14 protein-coding genes and 2 pseudogenes are annotated in these 20,928 nt (G+C 52.9%); 8 read left to right on the top strand and 8 right to left on the bottom strand.

The features are described 5' to 3' along the window. Window positions 1-3 precede the first annotated feature (3 nt). A complete protein-coding gene (gene tet(A) / locus OGY67_RS10505) occupies window positions 4-1,203 on the top strand; it encodes a tetracycline efflux MFS transporter Tet(A) (protein WP_000804064.1) in 1,200 nt (399 codons plus the stop codon). A gap of 31 nt (window positions 1,204-1,234) precedes the next feature. Here the strand turns inward: tet(A) and OGY67_RS10500 are convergent, their stop codons facing one another. Together OGY67_RS10500 and OGY67_RS10495 are read right to left on the bottom strand one after the other, a co-directional pair. Continuing rightward, window positions 1,235-2,119, bottom strand: a complete 885-nt coding sequence (locus OGY67_RS10500; RefSeq protein ID WP_000058717.1) for a DMT family transporter — start codon at window positions 2,117-2,119, stop codon at window positions 1,235-1,237. A 137-nt stretch (window positions 2,120-2,256) separates the two neighbouring features. Continuing rightward, window positions 2,257-2,649 (bottom strand): cysteine hydrolase family protein, encoded by a 393-nt coding sequence (locus tag OGY67_RS10495; RefSeq protein ID WP_001351729.1) that lies wholly within the window; start codon window positions 2,647-2,649, stop codon window positions 2,257-2,259. Between the two features lie 3 nt (window positions 2,650-2,652). Here OGY67_RS10495 and OGY67_RS10490 point away from each other — a divergent pair. From OGY67_RS10490 to OGY67_RS10475, 4 genes and pseudogenes are all read left to right on the top strand, one after another. Beyond that, window positions 2,653-4,404: pseudogene (locus OGY67_RS10490) on the top strand (Tn3-like element TnAs1 family transposase); the annotation flags it as partial. Between the two features lie 33 nt (window positions 4,405-4,437). Further along, a pseudogene (locus tag OGY67_RS10485) lies at window positions 4,438-4,569 on the top strand (IS1 family transposase); the annotation flags it as partial. 168 nt (window positions 4,570-4,737) lie between these two features. Beyond that, window positions 4,738-6,108, top strand: coding sequence for an MFS transporter (locus OGY67_RS10480; protein WP_008786155.1), 1,371 nt, complete (start codon window positions 4,738-4,740; stop codon window positions 6,106-6,108). A 43-nt stretch (window positions 6,109-6,151) separates the two neighbouring features. Next, a complete protein-coding gene (locus tag OGY67_RS10475; RefSeq protein WP_286573938.1) occupies window positions 6,152-8,191 on the top strand; it encodes a glycoside hydrolase family 31 protein in 2,040 nt (679 codons plus the stop codon). A gap of 54 nt (window positions 8,192-8,245) precedes the next feature. On the opposite strand, the gene nhaR is transcribed toward OGY67_RS10475, so the two are convergent. Beyond that, window positions 8,246-9,139, bottom strand: coding sequence for a transcriptional activator NhaR (nhaR, locus tag OGY67_RS10470; protein WP_032942332.1), 894 nt, complete (start codon window positions 9,137-9,139; stop codon window positions 8,246-8,248). 38 nt (window positions 9,140-9,177) lie between these two features. After that, the gene (gene nhaA, locus OGY67_RS10465) at window positions 9,178-10,344 is read right to left on the bottom strand and encodes a Na+/H+ antiporter NhaA (protein ID WP_008786152.1); all 1,167 of its coding nucleotides are present in this window, start codon (window positions 10,342-10,344) and stop codon (window positions 9,178-9,180) included. Window positions 10,345-10,592: 248 nt separating this feature from the next. On the opposite strand from nhaA, the gene OGY67_RS10460 reads away from it, so the two are divergent. Next, window positions 10,593-13,922, top strand: coding sequence for a DEAD/DEAH box helicase (locus OGY67_RS10460; protein ID WP_286573937.1), 3,330 nt, complete (start codon window positions 10,593-10,595; stop codon window positions 13,920-13,922). Window positions 13,923-13,990: 68 nt separating this feature from the next. Here OGY67_RS10460 and dnaJ read toward each other — a convergent pair whose 3' ends face one another. Both dnaJ and dnaK read right to left on the bottom strand, forming a co-directional pair. Beyond that, complete coding sequence (gene dnaJ / locus OGY67_RS10455) at window positions 13,991-15,124, bottom strand: molecular chaperone DnaJ (protein ID WP_003829737.1); 1,134 nt, start codon at window positions 15,122-15,124, stop codon at window positions 13,991-13,993. Between the two features lie 85 nt (window positions 15,125-15,209). Then, complete coding sequence (dnaK, locus tag OGY67_RS10450) at window positions 15,210-17,132, bottom strand: molecular chaperone DnaK (protein ID WP_003829739.1); 1,923 nt, start codon at window positions 17,130-17,132, stop codon at window positions 15,210-15,212. Between the two features lie 384 nt (window positions 17,133-17,516). Here dnaK and OGY67_RS10445 point away from each other — a divergent pair, with 384 nt between their 5' ends. Both OGY67_RS10445 and satP read left to right on the top strand, forming a co-directional pair. Further along, window positions 17,517-17,921, top strand: coding sequence for a DUF2541 family protein (locus OGY67_RS10445; protein ID WP_057066993.1), 405 nt, complete (start codon window positions 17,517-17,519; stop codon window positions 17,919-17,921). Between the two features lie 364 nt (window positions 17,922-18,285). Beyond that, window positions 18,286-18,852: an acetate uptake transporter gene (gene satP, locus OGY67_RS10440; RefSeq protein ID WP_003829744.1), complete on the top strand. Its 567-nt coding sequence runs from the start codon at window positions 18,286-18,288 to the stop codon at window positions 18,850-18,852. A gap of 34 nt (window positions 18,853-18,886) precedes the next feature. On the opposite strand, the gene OGY67_RS10435 is transcribed toward satP, so the two are convergent. Together OGY67_RS10435 and mog are read right to left on the bottom strand one after the other, a co-directional pair. Then, window positions 18,887-20,194, bottom strand: a complete 1,308-nt coding sequence (locus OGY67_RS10435) for an MFS transporter (protein ID WP_003829746.1) — start codon at window positions 20,192-20,194, stop codon at window positions 18,887-18,889. Between the two features lie 124 nt (window positions 20,195-20,318). Next, window positions 20,319-20,906, bottom strand: coding sequence for a molybdopterin adenylyltransferase (gene mog / locus OGY67_RS10430; RefSeq protein WP_286573936.1), 588 nt, complete (start codon window positions 20,904-20,906; stop codon window positions 20,319-20,321). Window positions 20,907-20,928 lie beyond the last annotated feature (22 nt).

The following is a 20,928-nucleotide window of genomic DNA, read 5'->3' as shown; positions in this document are numbered from 1 at the left end:
GACGTGAAACCCAACAGACCCCTGATCGTAATTCTGAGCACTGTCGCGCTCGACGCTGTCGGCATCGGCCTGATTATGCCGGTGCTGCCGGGCCTCCTGCGCGATCTGGTTCACTCGAACGACGTCACCGCCCACTATGGCATTCTGCTGGCGCTGTATGCGTTGATGCAATTTGCCTGCGCACCTGTGCTGGGCGCGCTGTCGGATCGTTTCGGGCGGCGGCCGGTCTTGCTCGTCTCGCTGGCCGGCGCTGCTGTCGACTACGCCATCATGGCGACGGCGCCTTTCCTTTGGGTTCTCTATATCGGGCGGATCGTGGCCGGCATCACCGGGGCGACTGGGGCGGTAGCCGGCGCTTATATTGCCGATATCACTGATGGCGATGAGCGCGCGCGGCACTTCGGCTTCATGAGCGCCTGTTTCGGGTTCGGGATGGTCGCGGGACCTGTGCTCGGTGGGCTGATGGGCGGTTTCTCCCCCCACGCTCCGTTCTTCGCCGCGGCAGCCTTGAACGGCCTCAATTTCCTGACGGGCTGTTTCCTTTTGCCGGAGTCGCACAAAGGCGAACGCCGGCCGTTACGCCGGGAGGCTCTCAACCCGCTCGCTTCGTTCCGGTGGGCCCGGGGCATGACCGTCGTCGCCGCCCTGATGGCGGTCTTCTTCATCATGCAACTTGTCGGACAGGTGCCGGCCGCGCTTTGGGTCATTTTCGGCGAGGATCGCTTTCACTGGGACGCGACCACGATCGGCATTTCGCTTGCCGCATTTGGCATTCTGCATTCACTCGCCCAGGCAATGATCACCGGCCCTGTAGCCGCCCGGCTCGGCGAAAGGCGGGCACTCATGCTCGGAATGATTGCCGACGGCACAGGCTACATCCTGCTTGCCTTCGCGACACGGGGATGGATGGCGTTCCCGATCATGGTCCTGCTTGCTTCGGGTGGCATCGGAATGCCGGCGCTGCAAGCAATGTTGTCCAGGCAGGTGGATGAGGAACGTCAGGGGCAGCTGCAAGGCTCACTGGCGGCGCTCACCAGCCTGACCTCGATCGTCGGACCCCTCCTCTTCACGGCGATCTATGCGGCTTCTATAACAACGTGGAACGGGTGGGCATGGATTGCAGGCGCTGCCCTCTACTTGCTCTGCCTGCCGGCGCTGCGTCGCGGGCTTTGGAGCGGCGCAGGGCAACGAGCCGATCGCTGATCGTGGAAACGATAGGCCTATGCCATGCGGGTCAAGGCGACTTCCGGCAAGCTATACGCGCCCTAGGAGTGCGGTTGGAACGTTGGCCCAGCCAGATACTCCCGATCACGAGCAGGACGCCGATGATTTGAAGCGCACTCAGCGTCTGATCCAAGAACAACCATCCTAGCAACACGGCGGTCCCCGGGCTGAGAAAGCCCAGTAAGGAAACAACTGTAGGTTCGAGTCGCGAGATCCCCCGGAACCAAAGGAAGTAGGTTAAACCCGCTCCGATCAGGCCGAGCCACGCCAGGCCGAGAACATTGGTTCCTGTAGGCATCGGGATTGGCGGATCAAACACTAAAGCTACTGGAACGAGCAGAAGTCCTCCGGCCGCCAGTTGCCAGGCGGTAAAGGTGAGCAGAGGCACGGGAGGTTGCCACTTGCGGGTCAGCACGGTTCCGAACGCCATGGAAACCGCCCCCGCCAGGCCCGCTGCGACGCCGACAGGATCTAGCGCTGCGTTTGGTGTCAACACCAACAGCGCCACGCCCGCAGTTCCGCAAATAGCCCCCAGGACCGCCATCAATCGTATCGGGCTACCTAGCAGAGCGGCAGAGATGAACACGACCATCAGCGGCTGCACAGCGCCTACCGTCGCCGCGACCCCGCCCGGCAGGCGGTAGACCGAAATAAACAACAAGCTCCAGAATAGCGAAATATTAAGTGCGCCGAGGATGAAGATGCGCATCCACCAGATTCCCGTTGGAATCTGTCGGACGATCATCACGAGCAATAAACCCGCCGGCAACGCCCGCAGCATCGCGACCGTCATCGGTGAGAAGTTCGGCAGGTATTGGGTGGTGACAATGTAGGTGCTGCCCCAAATGGCAGGTGCTATCGCTGTGAACAATAAATCGGGCGTGCGTAATGACATGCGATTACAAGACCTCCGCTACGGCGATGGGTTTTTGAGAGTTGCAGGCGCCGCGATGACCGCACCCTGACTTGGACTGGCCCTGCCTCGCACCAATCCACCTGCGGCTATGGCCGCGATCATGCGAGGCCCGAAAATTACACGACCTGTACACGTCCGCCGAACCCGGAACGCAACAGAGCTTCGTGGGCATCCCGATCCGGGTCGTAGCAGCAGTCCTGGACCAAACGCACGTCGTAGTCCGCATCACTAGCCCAGGCGACGCTTGAAAGAACAACGCCGGTGGTGCTTATCCCGGCCATGACAAGCGTGCTTACGCCGCGCGTCCGAAGGTCGGCGTCGAGCGCCGTGCCATAAAAGACGCTGGCTCGCGGACATGCATAGAAAAGGTCGCCCCGTTCGATCGCAAGCCCTTCGACGGGCAGACCGGTGCGAAATCGTCCGCTCGGGAGATACGGTGAGATTTGGCGATTCGTCGCCGGCGGCGCATGTTCATACTCTTCGCCGAGCGAAAAGTTGGGGAACAGCACGGGCCGGCCGCGCAAGGCGTGCTGGCAGCCGTGCAGACCCTGCGTGAGATGAACGCCGACAACCTGCGCAAGGTGCCGGCCGATGCACCCACGGCCTTCATCAAGCCGCGCTGGAAGCCGCTGGTGATCACCCCGGAAGGCCTCGACCGGAAATTCTACGAAATCTGCGCCCTGTCCGAGCTGAAGAACGCCCTGCGCTCCGGCGACATCTGGGTCAAGGGCTCGCGGCAGTTCCGCGACTTCGACGACTACCTGCTGCCGGCCGAGAAGTTCGCCGCACTCAAGCGCGAGCAGGCCCTGCCCCTGGCGATCAACCCGAACAGCGACCAGTACCTGGAAGAGCGTTTGCAGCTGCTGGACGAGCAGTTGGCCACCGTCACCCGCCTGGCCAAGGACAACGAGCTGCCCGATGCCATCCTCACCGAGTCAGGGCTGAAAATCACCCCGCTGGATGCGGCGGTGCCGGATCGGGCGCAGGCGCTGATCGACCAAACCAGCCAGTTACTGCCGCGCATCAAGATCACCGAACTGCTGATGGACGTGGACGACTGGACGGGCTTCAGCCGCCACTTCACCCACTTGAAGGACGGGGCCGAGGCCAAAGACAGGACGTTGCTGCTGTCCGCAATCCTCGGTGATGCGATCAACCTCGGGCTGACCAAGATGGCCGAGTCGAGCCCCGGCCTGACCTACGCCAAGCTGTCCTGGCTGCAAGCCTGGCACATCCGCGACGAAACCTATTCGGCGGCCTTGGCCGAGCTGGTCAACCACCAGTATCGCCACGCCTTTGCCGCCCACTGGGGCGACGGCACGACCTCATCCTCCGATGGCCAGCGCTTCCGCGCGGGTGGCCGGGGCGAGAGCACCGGGCACGTCAACCCGAAGTACGGTAGCGAGCCGGGACGGCTGTTCTATACCCATATCTCCGACCAGTACGCGCCGTTCAGCACCCGCGTGGTGAATGTCGGCGTCCGCGATTCCACCTATGTGCTCGACGGCCTGCTGTACCACGAGTCCGACCTGCGGATCGAGGAGCACTACACCGACACGGCCGGCTTCACCGATCACGTCTTTGCCCTGATGCACCTGCTAGGCTTCCGCTTCGCGCCGCGCATCCGCGACCTCGGCGAAACCAAGCTGTACGTGCCGCAGGGCGTGCAAGCCTACCCGACGTTGCGCCCGCTGATCGGCGGCACCCTGAACATCAAGCACGTGCGTGCCCACTGGGACGACATCCTGCGCCTGGCCAGCTCGATCAAGCAGGGCACCGTCACCGCCTCGCTGATGCTGCGCAAGCTCGGCAGCTACCCGCGCCAGAACGGACTGGCCGTGGCCCTGCGCGAGCTGGGCCGGATCGAGCGCACGCTGTTCATCCTGGACTGGCTGCAAAGTGTTGAACTGCGCCGCCGCGTGCATGCCGGCCTGAACAAAGGTGAGGCGCGCAACTCGCTGGCCAGGGCGGTGTTCTTCAACCGCCTTGGGGAAATCAGGGATCGGAGCTTCGAGCAGCAGCGCTACCGGGCCAGCGGCCTCAACCTGGTGACGGCGGCTATCGTGCTGTGGAACACGGTGTACCTGGAACGCGCCACCCAGGGGTTGGTCGAGGCCGGCAAGCCGGTGGACGGCGAGCTGCTGCAATTCCTGTCGCCGCTGGGCTGGGAGCACATCAACCTAACCGGCGATTACGTCTGGCGGCAGAGCCGCAGACTGGAAGACGGGAAGTTTCGGCCCTTACGGATGCCCGGAAAACCTTAGCGTACGATTTTTTCCGAATTCTGCGGGCTCCCCATTGAGCGACATAACCTGAATCTGAGACAACATCTGGCAAGGCTGGGACGGAAGTCACTGTCGTTCTCAAAATCGGTGGAGTTGCATGACAAGGTCATCGGGCATTATTTGAACATAAAACACTATCAGTAAGTTGGAGTCATTACCGCGGTAGGGTTAACTACTTTTCATGTACACCTTACTCACTCATTTTAATCTGAGGTTAAATTCAGTAACGACATAAAAAATAATATTTAAAACTTGCTTGGAAAGTAGAAGCTGTTTTTCTGGGCGTATCGTTCCAGTATCGGAGTTATTATTATGAGTTCTGTTATTGAGGATACCCAGTCATGCGGGTCAACATCATTATCTTTACTACAGCGTATTAGCTACGGCTCTTTGGATGTGGCGGGTAATCTGCTGTATTGTTTCGGTTCAACTTACATTTTATATTTCTACACAGACGTTGCAGGTATTAGCCTCGCCGTAGCAGGCGTCATCCTGCTGCTGGCGCGTATTGTCGATGGCATAGACGCCCCCATATGGGGGATCATCATCGATAAAACGCGTTCGCGTTACGGTAAATGCCGCCCCTGGTTTTTATGGTTGCCATTACCTTTTGCCGTATTCAGCGCCCTGTCATTTTGGTCTCCTGATATCAGTATGACCGGAAAAGCTATCTATGCAGCAATATCTTATATGATTGCCAGCATTCTATTTACCGGACTTAATACACCACTCAGTGCAATATTACCTCTGATGACCTTATCTCCTAAGGAAAGACTGGTTTTAAATTCCTGGCGAATGACCGGTGGGCAGATTGGGGTTTTATTAATGAATGCGACTGCACTGCCGTTAGTTGCTTTTTTAGGTAACGGAAATGATCATGCAGGTTTTATTTATACGGCAATTATATTTGCCGTAATATCCTGTTCGCTAACGCTTTTCGCCTTTAAAAATATCCGTGAAATGGATACGGATAAAATACAGCAAGAACCTAAATTGCCGATGAAAAAGAGTTTTGCGGCAATGAAAGGCAACTGGCCATGGATCCTGATGGTGCTGGCAAACCTGATCTTCTGGATTGCCCTACAACAACGCTCCACAACGATTGTCTACTATCTGACCTACAACCTCGACCGCAAAGATCTGGTTCCACTGATTAACAGCCTGGCGACAATTCAGATCCTGTTTATCATCGCTATCCCCTTCTTTAGCAAATACCTGGCTAAAACATGGATATGGGTAGGCGGTCTGCTGGTCGCCGCGCTTGGCGGCGTCATGATGTGGCTGGCAGCAGATAACATTCCTTTTCTCATCGCCGCCTGGATACTCGGCAATATCGGCAGCGGTATCGCCTGCTCAATGCCGTTTGCCATGCTGGGCTTCGCCGTCGATTTCGGTGCCTGGAAGACGGGTATTAAAGCTACCGGCATTCTTATCGCCTTCGGCAGCACCTTCTGCATCAAGATGGGTAGTGGCCTCGGTACCGCTTTCGCTGCCTGGATCATGAACTGTTTTGGCTATGTCCCCAACCATGCCCAGAGTGCTGCGGGTCTGGAGGGAATTACCTGGGCCTTTATCTGGGCACCCGCCCTACTCTTCGCGCTCGCAGCGATCCCACTACTTTTCTTTCGTAAATACGAAGCGATGGAAGAGAAGATTCGCCACGATCTGGAAACCATCAACTAAAAACGATCTTTACCTTCACCCTCGAAATATGGGAGGCACCACCATGCCATTTATGCAACATGACCCGCGTCGCCTGGTCTGGCAGCAAAACGATCGCTATTTATGGATTGAACCCTGGGGCGAGAACAGCCTGCGCGTACGCAGTGGCCGTCATCTGCCGGTAATGAGAAATGAAGACTGGGCATTGACTGAGCCAGTCGCAGAAAGCCACTGCCACATTGATTATGAGCACCACCAGGCGACGCTGACCAACGGCAAAATTATCGCTATCGTCAATAAAAAAGGACAAGTTACCTTTTACCGCCATCCACACAAACCTCTGTTGCAGGAGTTCTGGCGCCTGCGGGGCGAAATTGGCGAGGATGAATCTTCTCACGGCCAGTACGTCAGCGCACTCAACCTTGAAGGGCGCGAATTCCGACCTATTCAGGGTGGGAAATATTCACTTAAAGCCCGCTTCGAAGCCACCGAAGGGGAAAAAATTTATGGTATGGGGCAGTATCAACAGGCTAACCTGGATCTCAAAGGATGCGTTCTTGAGCTGGCGCAACGTAACTCCCAGGCCTCAGTACCGTTTATGCTCTCCAGTCTGGGCTACGGATTTTTATGGAACAACCCGGCAGTCGGGCGCGTAACCTTTGCCCACAACGTTACCGAATGGGAAGCACAGGTCAGCGAACAGCTGGACTACTGGATCACGGCTGGCGATACCCCAGCAGAAATTAGCCGGGCATATGCGCTGGCTACCGGCACACCGCCGATGATGCCGGACTACGCCATGGGCTTCTGGCAGTGCAAACTCCGCTATCGTACGCAGGCAGAGCTGCTGGAGGTTGCCCGCGAATATAAGCGCCGCAATCTGCCTATCTCGGTGATCGTTATCGACTTCTTTCACTGGCCGAATCAGGGTGACTGGATGTTCGATGCGCGCGACTGGCCCGACCCTGATGCCATGATTGCCGAGCTGAAATCGCTGGGAATTGAGCTGATGGTCTCCGTCTGGCCGACGGTGGATAACCGCACCGAAAGCTATCGGGAGATGCGCGAAAACGGCTGGCTGGTACAAACGGAACGTGGCTTGCCGATCAATATGGATTTCCTCGGCAACACCACTTTCTTTGATGCTACCCATCCGGGTGCGCGGGACTACGTCTGGGGCAAAGCCAAACGCAACTATTATGATAAAGGCGTGAAGCTATTCTGGTTAGACGAAGCCGAACCTGAGTTCAGCGTTTATGACTATGACAACTATCGCTACCATGCCGGGCCGGTACTGGAAGTGGGCAATATCTACCCGCGAATGTACGCCAAAACCTTTTTTGATGGTATGAAAGCCGATGGTGAAGACAAGGTTATCAACCTGCTACGCTGCGCCTGGGCCGGCAGTCAAAAGTATGGCGCACTGGTCTGGTCAGGTGATATTCACTCCTCGTTTAGATCGCTACGCAACCAGTTTGCCGCCGGACTCAATATGGGAATCGCGGGGATACCGTGGTGGACGACGGATATCGGTGGTTTTCATGGCGGTAATATTCACGACCCACATTTCCATGAACTGCTGATCCGCTGGTTCCAGTGGGGCGTATTTAGCCCGGTGATGCGTCTGCACGGCAACCGCGATCCGCAGATTTTACCGGAACAACCGTACCGGGATGGTATCGCCCAGTGTCCTACCGGTGCACCGAACGAAGTCTGGAGCTACGGTGAGGACGTGTGTGACGTACTGACGGATTGCCTGGCGTTGCGAGAGAAACTGAAGCCCTATATTAAAGCGCTGATGGAGGAAACCCATAAGCACAATACACCAGTGATGCGCCCCCTGTTTTTTGATTTCCCCGAACAGGAAACAAGTTGGGCAATCACCGACCAGTACTGTTTTGGTCCTGACCTGCTGATTGCCCCCGTAATGCATGAAGGTATGCGCGAACGTGATGTCTGGCTACCGGAAGGGGAAACATGGACGGATCTTACGACCGGCGAGAGTTATTCGGGAGGGCAAACGTTGCACTATGCCGCGCCATTGAACAGAATTCCGGTATTTATCCGCGAAGGTGGGCAGTATCGTAGCTTATTGAGGCTATAGCATGAAACCGGCTGCGGGTGAGTACCGCAGCCGGAAGTATTACGGTAAGTATGTCTACTGTGGCTTGAACAATGCCGAGTAGTCCGCATTGCAAATACGCTGCACCGCCGGATGCTGGATCATTCTTTCCGCAAATATGGCGTGATACTCTTCCATCACATTTTCTACGCGTCCAATTTCAACAATAGAATCATCAGCATAGAAATTGTGCGAATACAGAGTAGGTGCAACAAAAATAGCATTATGCGTTGCCCCAAACGCTTTCATCAGCGCAGCGTCATCAAACTCACCGAGGATTTCGACATTCAATCCTTGTGAGTTGATCCAGTTCAGCAGCTTACGTCCGAGCATCGAACGACGTCCAGGGATCAGCAACCGACGCTCCTCAAGGCAGGCCGGGAATGGTTTTTCAGGCAGCGGTTTGGTGCACCAAAAACTCACGCTGCACTCGCCTATCCGCACTGAGAACAACCCTTCCTGCTGCGTAGAATCGATCGGGCAGTCGGAGATAATCATATCCAGCTTATGTTGGCTAAGTTGATCCAACAGCATCTCGTGCGTTGACTCAAAACAACGCAGATGGATTTGTTCATCTTCAACCACAGCGGCATCCAGTACGCTGCTGACCAACTGCTTCGATAGCGCATCCGCCACGCCAACATCGAACAGCAAATTAGACTCTTTGCGGTAGTTCACGATATCCAGCATTTCCTGGCTTAAGGTGAACATCTTATCCGCGTAACGAAAAACCAATTCGCCTAACTCACTGGGCTCCAGCCCACGCCCCTTCCGCTTAAACAATTTTCCCTGTAAGCGTTCCTCAAGCGCTTTAATCTGCCCGGTAATGGTCTGCGGTGTCAGATAAAGCGCTTCTGCTGCACCAACCACTGACCCTTCTTTATAGACATGCCAAAAGTAGTACAGATGGTTGTAATTTATATGAGACATACTCTCTCCCTGAAAATTGTCACGAAAGGGTTATCCCGTCAGGCTGATGCGTTCAACCGGGCACGTAACCAGCAGTAACCTATCACTGCCGACAACAAGGAGCCGATCAGGATCCCCAGTTTTGCCCAGTTAATCAGCTCAGGATCGACGTTGCCAAACGCCAGGCTGGCAATAAAAATCGACATCGTAAAGCCAATACCGCAAAGAATACCGACCGCCATAATCTGCTGGAAATTCGTTCCTTCCGGCAATTGCGCCACCTTGAGGCGTAACGCCAGCCAGCAAAACAGACTGATACCCAACGGCTTACCGATCAACAAACCCGCAATGATCCCCAGCGGTAATATCGAGGTCAGTCCATCAATAGTGACGCCCTGCAGTGAAACGCCTGCGTTGGCGAAGGCAAACAGTGGCAGGATCAGGTATGCCACCCATGGATGCAGAACATGCTCCAGTCGCTTCGCCGGTGAACGCCCATGTTTTTCCTTCAATGGAATGAAGAAGCCCACGATCACGCCCGCCAGAGTTGCATGCACGCCAGACTTCAGTACGGCAGTCCACAGCACTACGCCGACCAGAATATAAATACCGGTGCGTCTCACTCCGCACAGATTCAATCCTGCCAGAACAAGGATCGCGCACGCGGCAACGCCCAGCGACAGCAGCGAGAGGTCGCTGGTATAGAACAGTGCGATGATTACGATAGCGCCGAGGTCATCAATAATCGCCAGCGCCATCAGGAAGATTTTCAACGCCAGTGGTACACGACTGCCCAACAACGCCAGCACACCTAACGCAAAAGCGATATCCGTTGCCGCCGGGATCGCCCACCCTTCACGGGTGATGGGATCGGCATAGTTGAATGCCAGGTACAGCAGCGCCGGGACAATCATGCCCCCGATAGCAGCAATGATCGGGAACGCCGCCTGACGCAGACTGGCCAGCGAACCTTGCATTAACTCGCGCTTTACTTCCAGACCAATCAACAGGAAGAACACCGCCATCAACGCGTCGTTGATCCACAGCAGCATATTTTTGTTGATCTCAAGCGCGCCAACCCGCAGTTGAACGGGCGTTTCCAAAAAGGCGTGGTACCATCCACTGGTAACCCCGATATTTGCCATCAGCATAGCGACCACGGCTGCGATGATCAGAATGATGCCCCCCGAGGCGTCACTACTAAAAAAACGATGCAGATGTTTCACTTTTATTCTCTCTATTGGGTGAATACTTCGTAAATACTATCTTACACCCTCAAAAAGCTCGTTAAAATTAGATTATTCATGATAGATAGATCGGTTTTTACGAGTAAAAATTTCAGCAATCATCAAGATGTTCTGCCTGTGCCATTACCGCCAGAGAGAATGATTCCTCCTCTCAGATCTTCAAAAATTCTTGGATCAGAGTATTCTCGTATTCATTGATATATTGGGATAATAATCAAAGAGCTAAGATGGACTCGACACCTCTCCCGCAAGAAATATTAAGAACCTGGCAACGCATTGAATTTTTTCAGCCTTATACGCTTGAAAGAAAAGATAAAAGCCTGCTGATCCCACTAAAAAAACTCATTACATTAGGTGATGCTTCACTTCCGTGGCATTCAGAGAAATTACGCCAGCAATATGACATTCCGCCGAAGGCATCATTTATTGTTCACGTAGGGCTATTTGAGAAAAATATCGTCAGCCGCATTAGTCAGGAGGTTCTTGGAACAAATGAGGAAAATGACGACGAATGCGAACAGCGCTTGGATCAGGAAGGGACAACCTGTTTTGCTAAGATGCAGTTGAACGGAGAAGGTGTACCCACGAGAGATAAACTGTCGGTAAGTTCGCTACCCTGGGCGTTGGGCCATCTTAAAAAACGTCAATTCCACAAACTCGACTCATCAGTCTTTGCGGTCGATTGTATGCATCTTGCCGATACATTCAATGATTTCTGCGTTACGTTAGAGCCCGTAAGGGAAAAAGGCCCGGGTGTATTGCGCGCAAGCAATATTCTCACGCTGCTCGACACTCATTTAACATCATGGGCGGACTTTGCACCTGAATGGCAATATGCAATACAAATTGACTGGTTTAACGGCAACAATGAGAGCCAGGACACGGAACAAGAAGAAGCTAGCGAAACGGAAGACCTCATAAGCGACAATGAAAAAGCATTAGTACTTCCCATCTTAAATAGCTTCTTTTTTGAGGATATTGAAGATGCAATGTCATCATTGGAAGACACTCGATGCCGAACACTCAATACTTACCTCACTCACCGTGTTCACAGAAACCCAGATCTCTATTCTCAGAAAGGACTAACAGCCATTATCGATAAGCTGCATCCGACTAAAATGCCTCTGGGGCGTTGGCCTTCAGAGCCAGAGCACGCGATGTCATTAATGCAGCAGTTTGCAATAAATACGGCGGTAGAAGAGCTTGCTGAAGGTGGATTACTATCAGTAAATGGGCCTCCGGGAACGGGGAAAACGACGTTGCTGCGTGATTTAGTTGCGCATAATGTCGTTGAACGAGCGAGAGTCCTTGCGGGCTTCAGCAATGTGGAAGATACGCTTACCCATGAAGGCTTTATCGTCCCGGAACTGACCGGTTTCGAAATGATTGTGGCCTCATCCAATAATGCAGCCGTAGAAAATATCTCTAACGAATTACCGCAAAAGAAATCGCTGGCCGAAGAATTTCGTTATCTTGACTATTTGTCACCGACCGCAAATCAAGTTGCAGCAAAATCCCTGCCCAAATCTGCGCATAAAAGAGATAAAGATGGAAAAGGAACTGAGCGTAATTACCATCTCTTTCGTCCTCTTGCGACAGAAAAACAGTGTTGGGGATTAATTTCAGTAGCTCTTGGAAGAAAAACAAATCGTACAAAATTCGCCCAAAGACTACTGTTTGATGAGCATTTTTTACGCGACACATCAGTCGAAATGGCCAGACCGGACAACGAAAACTTTCTCAGCCTTTGGCGCTGGAAGTCTTGCCACAATAAACTCTCTTTCACCGCAGCAAAGCAGCATTTCATTCACTGCCTGAAAACAACAGAAGAGCTGCAAAAACAGTTAGCAGAATTAGCCGAACTGCTGGCAAAAAAACCTTACTGTTCATCTGATGCTTTGTCTTCGGACATGGCAAAAGCGGCAGTGCGATGTGAAGATCGGCTTAGCGCACTTAAGGAATTTGAAGCCGAGCGGGACGTAATTGAAAAACAGATTCAGCATGCCAAGCAACAGCAAAAAATAGAGGAAGCCGATGCACCTGGCCTGCTGACTCGTTTGCTCAATCGTAAAAAGGTACAGACTTACCAGACATCATTACGTAACACACAACAGCATCTTTTAACGCTTAGCGCATCATTAATACACAAAACACAGCTCGTTTCTGAACAGCGTAAACAACTGAATGAGGCAGACACCCAAAAACGCCGCTTACAGCAAGAAATAGACAGGATTGCCCTGCAGCGCGAGGAAATAGAACAAAAATTGCGGGGCCTGAAGGATAAGTTTTCAGGAATAGCTCTACCTGATAGCCATAAACCCATCGATAATGCTGGCTTACAGCGCACCGCATTCTGGCAAAACGCTCAGATCAACCGCCAACGCTCACTGTTGTTTATGGCTGCGATGGATCTTCATCAAGCCTGGCTTTACGAGGCAATGGGGAGCGTTGATCGCTTTAGAGAAATGTTCCTGCTCCGCCTGAGGAATTTTTTACATTCCCCTCATCTTGAGCCCACGCCACTCCCCTGGTGGCAAACGTTATGCATGTTTGTCCCGGTACTCTCTACAACCTTTGCCTCAGTGGGACGTATGCTGCATGGAGTAAAAGGCGGCGAGCTTGGCTGGGTAATGATCGATGAAGCTGGCCAGGCATCACCTCAACAGGCCGTCGGCGCTATATGGCGCGCCAAACGCGTACTCGTTGTGGGCGATCCGTTACAGATTGAGCCTGTATTCACCACCTCTCCATCACTGGTTAGGCACCTTTGTCAGGATCTTCTACACGAGCATGCTGAAAAGTGGAATCCAGAAAAGCTCTCAGTCCAACAGGTTGCCGATCGCGTCAATCATTGGGGCTGCAAATTAGAGATGATGAACAATAACATCTGGATTGGGATCCCATTATGGGTACATCGCCGTTGTATCGAACCCATGTTCAGTATTGCTAATAAACTGGCATACAATAACCGGATGATTCACGGGCTTGATACAGATAAAATCTGTAGTCGTCTCGTCAATGGCGAACTTGAAAACCACTGGTTGGTTTCAAGAGGGGGTTTGGGAGACAAGCAGTACCGAGATAGTCACGGTCAAAGCCTGATTACGCTACTGGACCGTCTACTCACGGAAAATATAGAGCTGGGGTCTATTTACGTTATTACTCCATTCAAGGCTGTTAAATATGCGTTGTTGGAACTGATTGAACAAAGAGAGCTGGCCAGTTGGCAACAATACTCACCGCGACTAAAACATAAAGAAATAAAAGAGTGGCAAAAAAGCTGTGTTGGTACAGTCCATACTTTTCAGGGGAAAGAAAACGACATCGTTATTTTTGTTCTCGGATGTGATGTACACAATCGCGGCGGCGCAGAATGGGCTTCGAGCAAACCTAATCTTCTGAACGTGGCCCTTACCAGGGCTAAAAAACACATTTTTGTTATTGGAGACCCATTGGTATGGAAGACATTACCCGGATTTGCAAGTGTCGCACATACCTTGCCGGAGAAAGCTGAGACAAATATCATTGTTGAACAGGTAAGCCTGGAGTGGCAGTGAGAGTAGAACCAAAAATAAAAGCCTGAGATTTTCCAATTTCAGGCTTTTTATCATATACGGCAGTATGCTTAGCGCGTCAGATCGTCAAAGAACTTCTTCACACCGTCGAAGAAACTTTTGGAGCGCGGACTGTTTTGTTCGCCGGTCGGGCCGCCAAAGCTGTCCTGCAGATCTTTGAGCAGTTGCTTCTGCTTGTCGTTCAGGCCCACTGGGGTTTCAACCACCACGCGGCACAGCAGGTCGCCCTGAGCGCCACCGCGTACAGACTTGACGCCCTTTCCACGCATGCGGAAAAGTTTGCCAGTTTGCGTTTCGCCCGGAATTTTTAGCTTCACGCGACCGTCCAGCGTTGGGACTTCAATCTCGCCGCCCAGCGCAGCCATCGCAAAGTTAATCGGTACTTCGCAGTACAGGTTATTGCCTTCACGTTCGAAAATTGGGTGCTGTTTTACCTGCACCTGAACGTACAAATCACCTGCTGGCGCACCATGTTCACCGGCTTCACCTTCGCCCGCTAAACGAATGCGGTCGCCGGTATCAACCCCTGCCGGGATCTTAACGGACAGCGTTTTGCTTTTCTCAACACGACCATGACCGTGGCATTTGTTGCACGGATCTTTGATCAGCGTACCGCGGCCCTGACAGTGTGGACAGGTCTGCTGTACGGCAAAAAAGCCCTGACGCATCTGTACCTGACCAGAACCGTGACAGGTTGGACAGGTCTGTGGCTGAGTACCTGCCTTCGCACCGCTACCGTGGCAGACGTCACACTCTTCCAGAGTCGGAATACGGATCTCTTTGGTGACGCCACGCACGGCTTCTTCCAGAGTGAGATCCATGTTGTAACGTAAATCAGCACCACGTGAGGCGCGCTGACGACCACGACCGCCGCCAAAGATATCGCCAAACACGTCACCAAAGATATCGCTGAAGTCAGCCCCGCCGCCAAAACCGCCGCCGCCGCCCATGCCGCCTTGCTCAAACGCAGCATGACCGTACTGATCGTAAGCCGCACGTTTTTGCGCATCGGTCAGGATTTCGTACGCTTCTTTGATCTCTTTAAACTTGGCTTCGGCCTCTTTATCACCCTGGTTGCGGTCCGGGTGAAATTTCATGGCCAGGCGCTTGTAGGCCTTTTTGATTTCACGCTCTTCCGCTGATTTGGAAACGCCTAAAATCTCGTAATAGTCTTGCTTAGCCATCTCTTTTTATCTGCCCCTAACATGCGTGCACGGGCGGAGAGGAAACCTCTTCGCCCGTGCCAGTAATTACCCGTTCAAAGGGCGATTATTTTTTGTCTTTCACTTCTTCAAACTCGGCATCGACAACGTCGTCATCTTTCGCGTTGTTTGCAGAAGCATCAGCGCCTGCTGCACCAGCCTGCTGCTGTGCGTGCTGCTGCTGAGCGATTTCCATCAGTTTCTGGGAAACCTGTGCCAGCGCCTGCATTTTCGCTTCGATATCCGCTTTGTCTTCGCCTTTCAGAGAAGTTTCCAGCGCGGTCAGTGCAGACTCGATGGCAGTTTTGTCGTCAGCTGGCAGTTTGTCGCCTGCTTCTTCAACCTGCTTACGAGTACTGTGCAGCAGATGGTCACCCTGGTTACGAGTCTGAACCAGCTCTTCAAACTTACGGTCAGATTCTGCGTTCGCTTCTGCTTCGCGAACCATTTTCTGAATTTCTTCTTCGTTCAGACCAGAAGAAGCCTTGATGGTGATCTTCTGCTCTTTACCGCTGTTTTTGTCTTTCGCGGAAACGTGCAGGATACCGTCGGCATCGATGTCAAAAGTAACTTCGATCTGCGGCATACCGCGCGGAGCCGGGCTGATACCATCCAGGTTAAACTGACCCAGATCTTTGTTATCAGCGGCGCGTTTACGTTCACCCTGCAGCACGTGGATAGTTACCGCAGACTGGTTGTCTTCAGCGGTAGAGAACACCTGGCTGTGCTTGGTCGGGATAGTGGTGTTTTTCGCGATCAGTGGAGTCATCACGCCACCCATGGTTTCGATACCCAGAGACAGCGGGGTAACGTCCAGCAGCAGCACGTCTTTCACATCACCGGTCAATACACCACCCTGAACGGCAGCACCGATTGCCACTGCTTCGTCCGGGTTAACGTCTTTACGCGGCTCTTTACCGAAGAACTCAGCAACTTTCTTCTGTACCATCGGCATACGAGTCTGACCACCGACCAGGATAACGTCCTGAACGTCGGAAACAGACAGACCAGCATCCTGCAGAGCAACTTTCAGCGGCTCGATAGAACGGTTAACCAGGTCTTCAACCAGGCTTTCCAGTTTCGCACGGGTCACTTTGATGTTCATGTGTTTCGGACCAGTCGCGTCTGCAGTAATGTACGGCAGGTTCACGTCGGTCTGCTGAGCGGAAGACAGTTCGATCTTCGCTTTCTCAGCGGCTTCTTTCAGACGCTGCATCGCCAGCGGGTCATTACGCAGATCGATACCCTGATCTTTCTTAAATTCGTCAACCAGGTAGTTGATCATACGGCTGTCGAAGTCTTCACCACCCAGGTGGGTATCACCGTTGGTTGCCAGAACTTCGAAAGTTTTTTCGCCGTCAACTTCGTCGATTTCGATAATAGAGATATCGAAAGTACCACCACCGAGGTCATAAACCGCGATAGTACGGTTGCCGACTTCTTTATCCAGACCGTAAGCCAGTGCCGCTGCGGTCGGTTCGTTGATGATACGTTTTACTTCCAGACCTGCGATACGGCCAGCATCTTTGGTTGCCTGACGCTGAGCATCGTTGAAGTATGCAGGTACGGTGATAACCGCTTCAGTTACCGGTTCGCCCAGGTAATCTTCAGCCGTTTTCTTCATTTTTTTCAGCACTTCAGCAGAAATCTGCGGCGGTGCCATTTTCTGACCTTTTACGTCAATCCATGCATCACCGTTGTCAGCACCGATGATTTTGTACGGCATGATGGCTTCATCACGCTGTACTTCTTCGTCCTGGAAGCGGCGGCCAATCAGGCGTTTAATCGCAAACAGGGTGTTTTGCGGGTTTGTCACTGCCTGACGTTTAGCCGGCTGACCAACCAGAGTTTCACCATCCTGGGTATAAGCAATGATAGAAGGCGTGGTGCGATCGCCCTCGGCGTTCTCCAGCACACGTGCAGTAGTGCCATCCATAATCGCTACACAAGAGTTGGTAGTACCCAGGTCGATACCAATAATTTTACCCATCTAAACGTCTCCACTAAAAATTCGGTCATCATGTGGTTGTGAATCTGTAATAAGGGCGAAACGTGCGGTTTCAACTACCCTGAATCGTTTTTTTTCAGACTCACCACTGCGGTTGTCTACAAGATGGGGTCGTAACCCACGTCATCAAGGGGGGCATGAAAATTTTTTTTAGCACAGTGGCGATAAAATTAAGGTAAAAAGGCAGAAAGGCAAAAAAACGAATAGTTTCTAACCAAAATTAATTCACGAAACAAATCAAAACCAGCACAGTCATTCATGTGAAAATTGTAATAAAAAGAAAAGATTACGACCATGAAACGGTTTCCCGTCGGCGGTAAGATGGTCTGATGTCACACACTTTTACAGCCGTCAAAGAGAAATTCCATGAAATCCGTGTTAACCCTTTCAACCAGCCTGCTTATGGGCCTGCTGCTGAGCAGCGCTGCGCACGCTAACGATCATAAAGTTCTGGGTATGATTGCGATGCCCCGCAACGCAACCAACGATCTCACGCTGAGAATTCCCGTTTGCCGGGTAGTGAAGCGCATTCAGCTCACCGCCGATCGCGGCGATATTAAACTTAACGGCGCATCCGTCTACTTCAAAGCAGTACGCACTTCCAGCCAAAGCCTGAACGTCCCGTCATCCATTAAAGAGGGACAAACGACTAATTGGATCACTATTAATAGCGATAACGACAATAAACGTTGCGTGTCTAAAATCACCTTCTCAGGCCAGTCAGTAAACTCCTCTGACATGGCAACGCTGAAAGTTATTGGCGACGATTAATTCTGCACATTTTGATTCAGAAGCCATAGAAAACATGCGGGGCCGACACGCGGTTGATGCGAAAGCCTTTGAACTGGAATAACCACTGCCGCGCCCATGACGCAGCGCCATCTGGCGATGGGTATTTCTCACCAGATCGTCCACCAAATCCCTCAGATCCCGGCGGTACTTCAAATCGTCTGTCTTAGCAAAATGATCAACCATGCATAAGCGTGATGCCCATCACAGGGAAAATAATTCATTTTCCCTTCGTTAGATCATAGACAGTGCCCTCTCCCCTGATTATCATGCCGCGCCCCGAAGACAGTGATCGTTATTTGGGGAAACTATTTCACCATTCAATCAATGATGATTTTGAGGAATTATGGGCAACACTAAGTTGGCTAATCCGGCACCGCTGGGCCTGATGGGCTTTGGCATGACCACCATTCTGCTTAACCTGCACAACGCGGGTTTCTTCGCCTTTGACGTTATTATTCTGGCGATGGGCATTTTCTACGGCGGTATCGCGCAAATATTTGCCGGTCTGCTGGAATATAAAAAAGGCAACACCTTCGGTTTAACCGCCTTTACCTCCTACGGTTCGTTCTGGCTGACGCTGGTTGCAATCCTGATCATGCCGAAAATGGGCCTGGCGGATGCAACCAATGGTCAGTTCCTGGGCGTATACCTGGGTCTGTGGGGCGTGTTTACACTGTTCATGTTCTTCGGCACGCTGAAAGCTAACCGCGCGTTGCAGTTTGTCTTCCTGAGCCTGACAGTGCTGTTCGCACTGCTGGCGGTCGGCAACATTGCAGGTAACGAAGCGATCATTCACGTTGCTGGCTGGATTGGCTTAGTGTGTGGCGCAAGCGCCATTTACCTGGCGATGGGTGAAGTGCTGAACGAACAGTTTGGCCGTACCATCCTGCCGATCGGTGAAGCGCACTAATCTGACGCTATCCCCCCGGACGGGGGGATATTCCTTACAAGCGCTGTAACTCTCCCTGCACGCTTGTATCGCGATGATAAATATCCTGTCGCAGCCAAATCCCCAGACCTAGCCCCACCAGCGATAACGCCAGCACATACCAGGCCGGAGCCATTGGCGACACGCTCATTAACATCGTCACGGCTATTGGTGTCAGACCACCAAAAATGGCGTACGACACGTTGTAAGAAAAGGAGATTCCGGTAAAGCGGACCTCCGCCGGAAACGCCCGCACCATCACATAAGGCACAGCCCCCACCACGCCAACGCACAACCCTACCAGCCCATATAGCAAGAACAAGTGCTGAGGATGGCTGCCGGTCAGATGATAGAAAAACCAGCTTGAACAGGCCAGCAGCAGGCTGCCGACAATAAAGGTTTTGCTGGCGCCGACCCGGTCGACAATAAACCCGGCCAGCAGACAGCCGACGCACAGCATAATGGTCGCGACACTGTTGGCTTGTAACGTCAACGCCGGTGCAAAACCATACTGCTTCTGCAACCAGACTGGCGACATCAGGATCACCACCACAATCCCGGCCGATAACAGCCAGGTCAGCAGCATGGAAATGACCACCGCTTTTTTATGTTTGCTCACCACCGACTTCACCGGTAGCTCTTGCGCCAGCGCTTTACGCTGCTGCATTTCGAGGAAGATGGGCGTTTCCTGCAACCAGCGACGCAGGTACATCGCCACCAGCCCAAACACGCCACCCAACAAGAACGGGATACGCCAGCCGTAGTCATGCACCGCCTGCTGCGTCAGGCTGGTATTCACCAGCGTCGCAACCACCGATCCCAGCAGAATCCCCACCGTCAGCCCGGCGGTCAGCGTGCCACAGGCAATGCCGATGCGGCGCTCCGGTACGTGCTCTGCCACGAACACCCACGCGCCCGGCACTTCTCCGCCGATGGCAGCGCCTTGCAAAATGCGCATCAGGAGTAACAGCAGCGGCGCGAGGATCCCCATTGAGGCGTAGGTAGGCAAAAGACCAATCGCCAGCGTCGGTATCGCCATCAGCAAAATGCTCAGGGTGAACATTTTCTTACGCCCGACCAGATCGCCAAAGTGCGCCATGATGATGCCACCCAGTGGACGCGCCAGATATCCGGCGGCAAAAATGCCGAAGGTTTGCACCTGACGTAGCCATTCAGGAATGTCTGCCGGGAAGAAGAGTTCGCCAACAACAGCGGCAAAGAAGACGAAGATAATGAAATCATAAAACTCAAGCGCACCGCCGAGGGCAGCAAGCGTAAGAGTTTTATAATCCTGGCGATTCAGCGGTCGAGTGTGTTGTGACATAGCAAACCATGAGTCAGTGGAGTTATTGAATCTGTCTGTCGATATATGTAAAGCAAAAATTACTATATCGTAAACAATTCAATACTCCACTGTCATTGGCACTTATGTCACGATCGGGCTACTTTCAGGCGTTTGTATCGCGGATTGCGCTTTTAGGACGAAAAGATGCTACAACAGCCGGTGCAGTTTCCACATACGGCCCATCCAGCAGCTGTATACAATACGGTACACTTGCAAATATACCCGGCACGATAACCTTACCGTCGCCATCTTTCACGCCTTCCAGCGTTTCTTTGATCGATTTCGGCTGCCCTGGCAGATTCAGAATCAACGCCTGTTTACGAATCACACCAACCTGGCGGGAGAGAATAGCCGTTGGCACAAAGTGCAGGCTTATCTGGCGCATCTGCTCGCCAAAGCCCGGCATCTGGCGGTCGGCTACGGCCAGCGTGGCATCAGGCGTTACATCGCGGCGGGCCGGCCCCGTTCCGCCGGTAGTCAGCACCAGATGACAGCTCATTTCATCCACCAGCTCGCATAAGGTCTGTTCGATGATCGCCTGTTCATCCGGGATCAGTCGCGTTTGCAGCTCAAAAGGGGTGGTAAGGGCAGATGCCAACCACTCTTCAAGGGCCGGGATACCTTTATCCTGGTAAACGCCGCTGGAAGCACGGTCAGAAATGGAAACCAGGCCAATGCGTAAAGTATTCATGATTATTCCGTTTAAACAGTCT

The organism is Citrobacter sp. Cpo015, assembly GCF_030333035.1.
Taxonomy (GTDB): Bacteria; Pseudomonadota; Gammaproteobacteria; order Enterobacterales; family Enterobacteriaceae; genus Citrobacter; species Citrobacter portucalensis.
The sequence above is the reverse complement of the archived record's forward strand: the minus strand, read 5'-3'. Positions and strand labels throughout refer to the sequence as shown.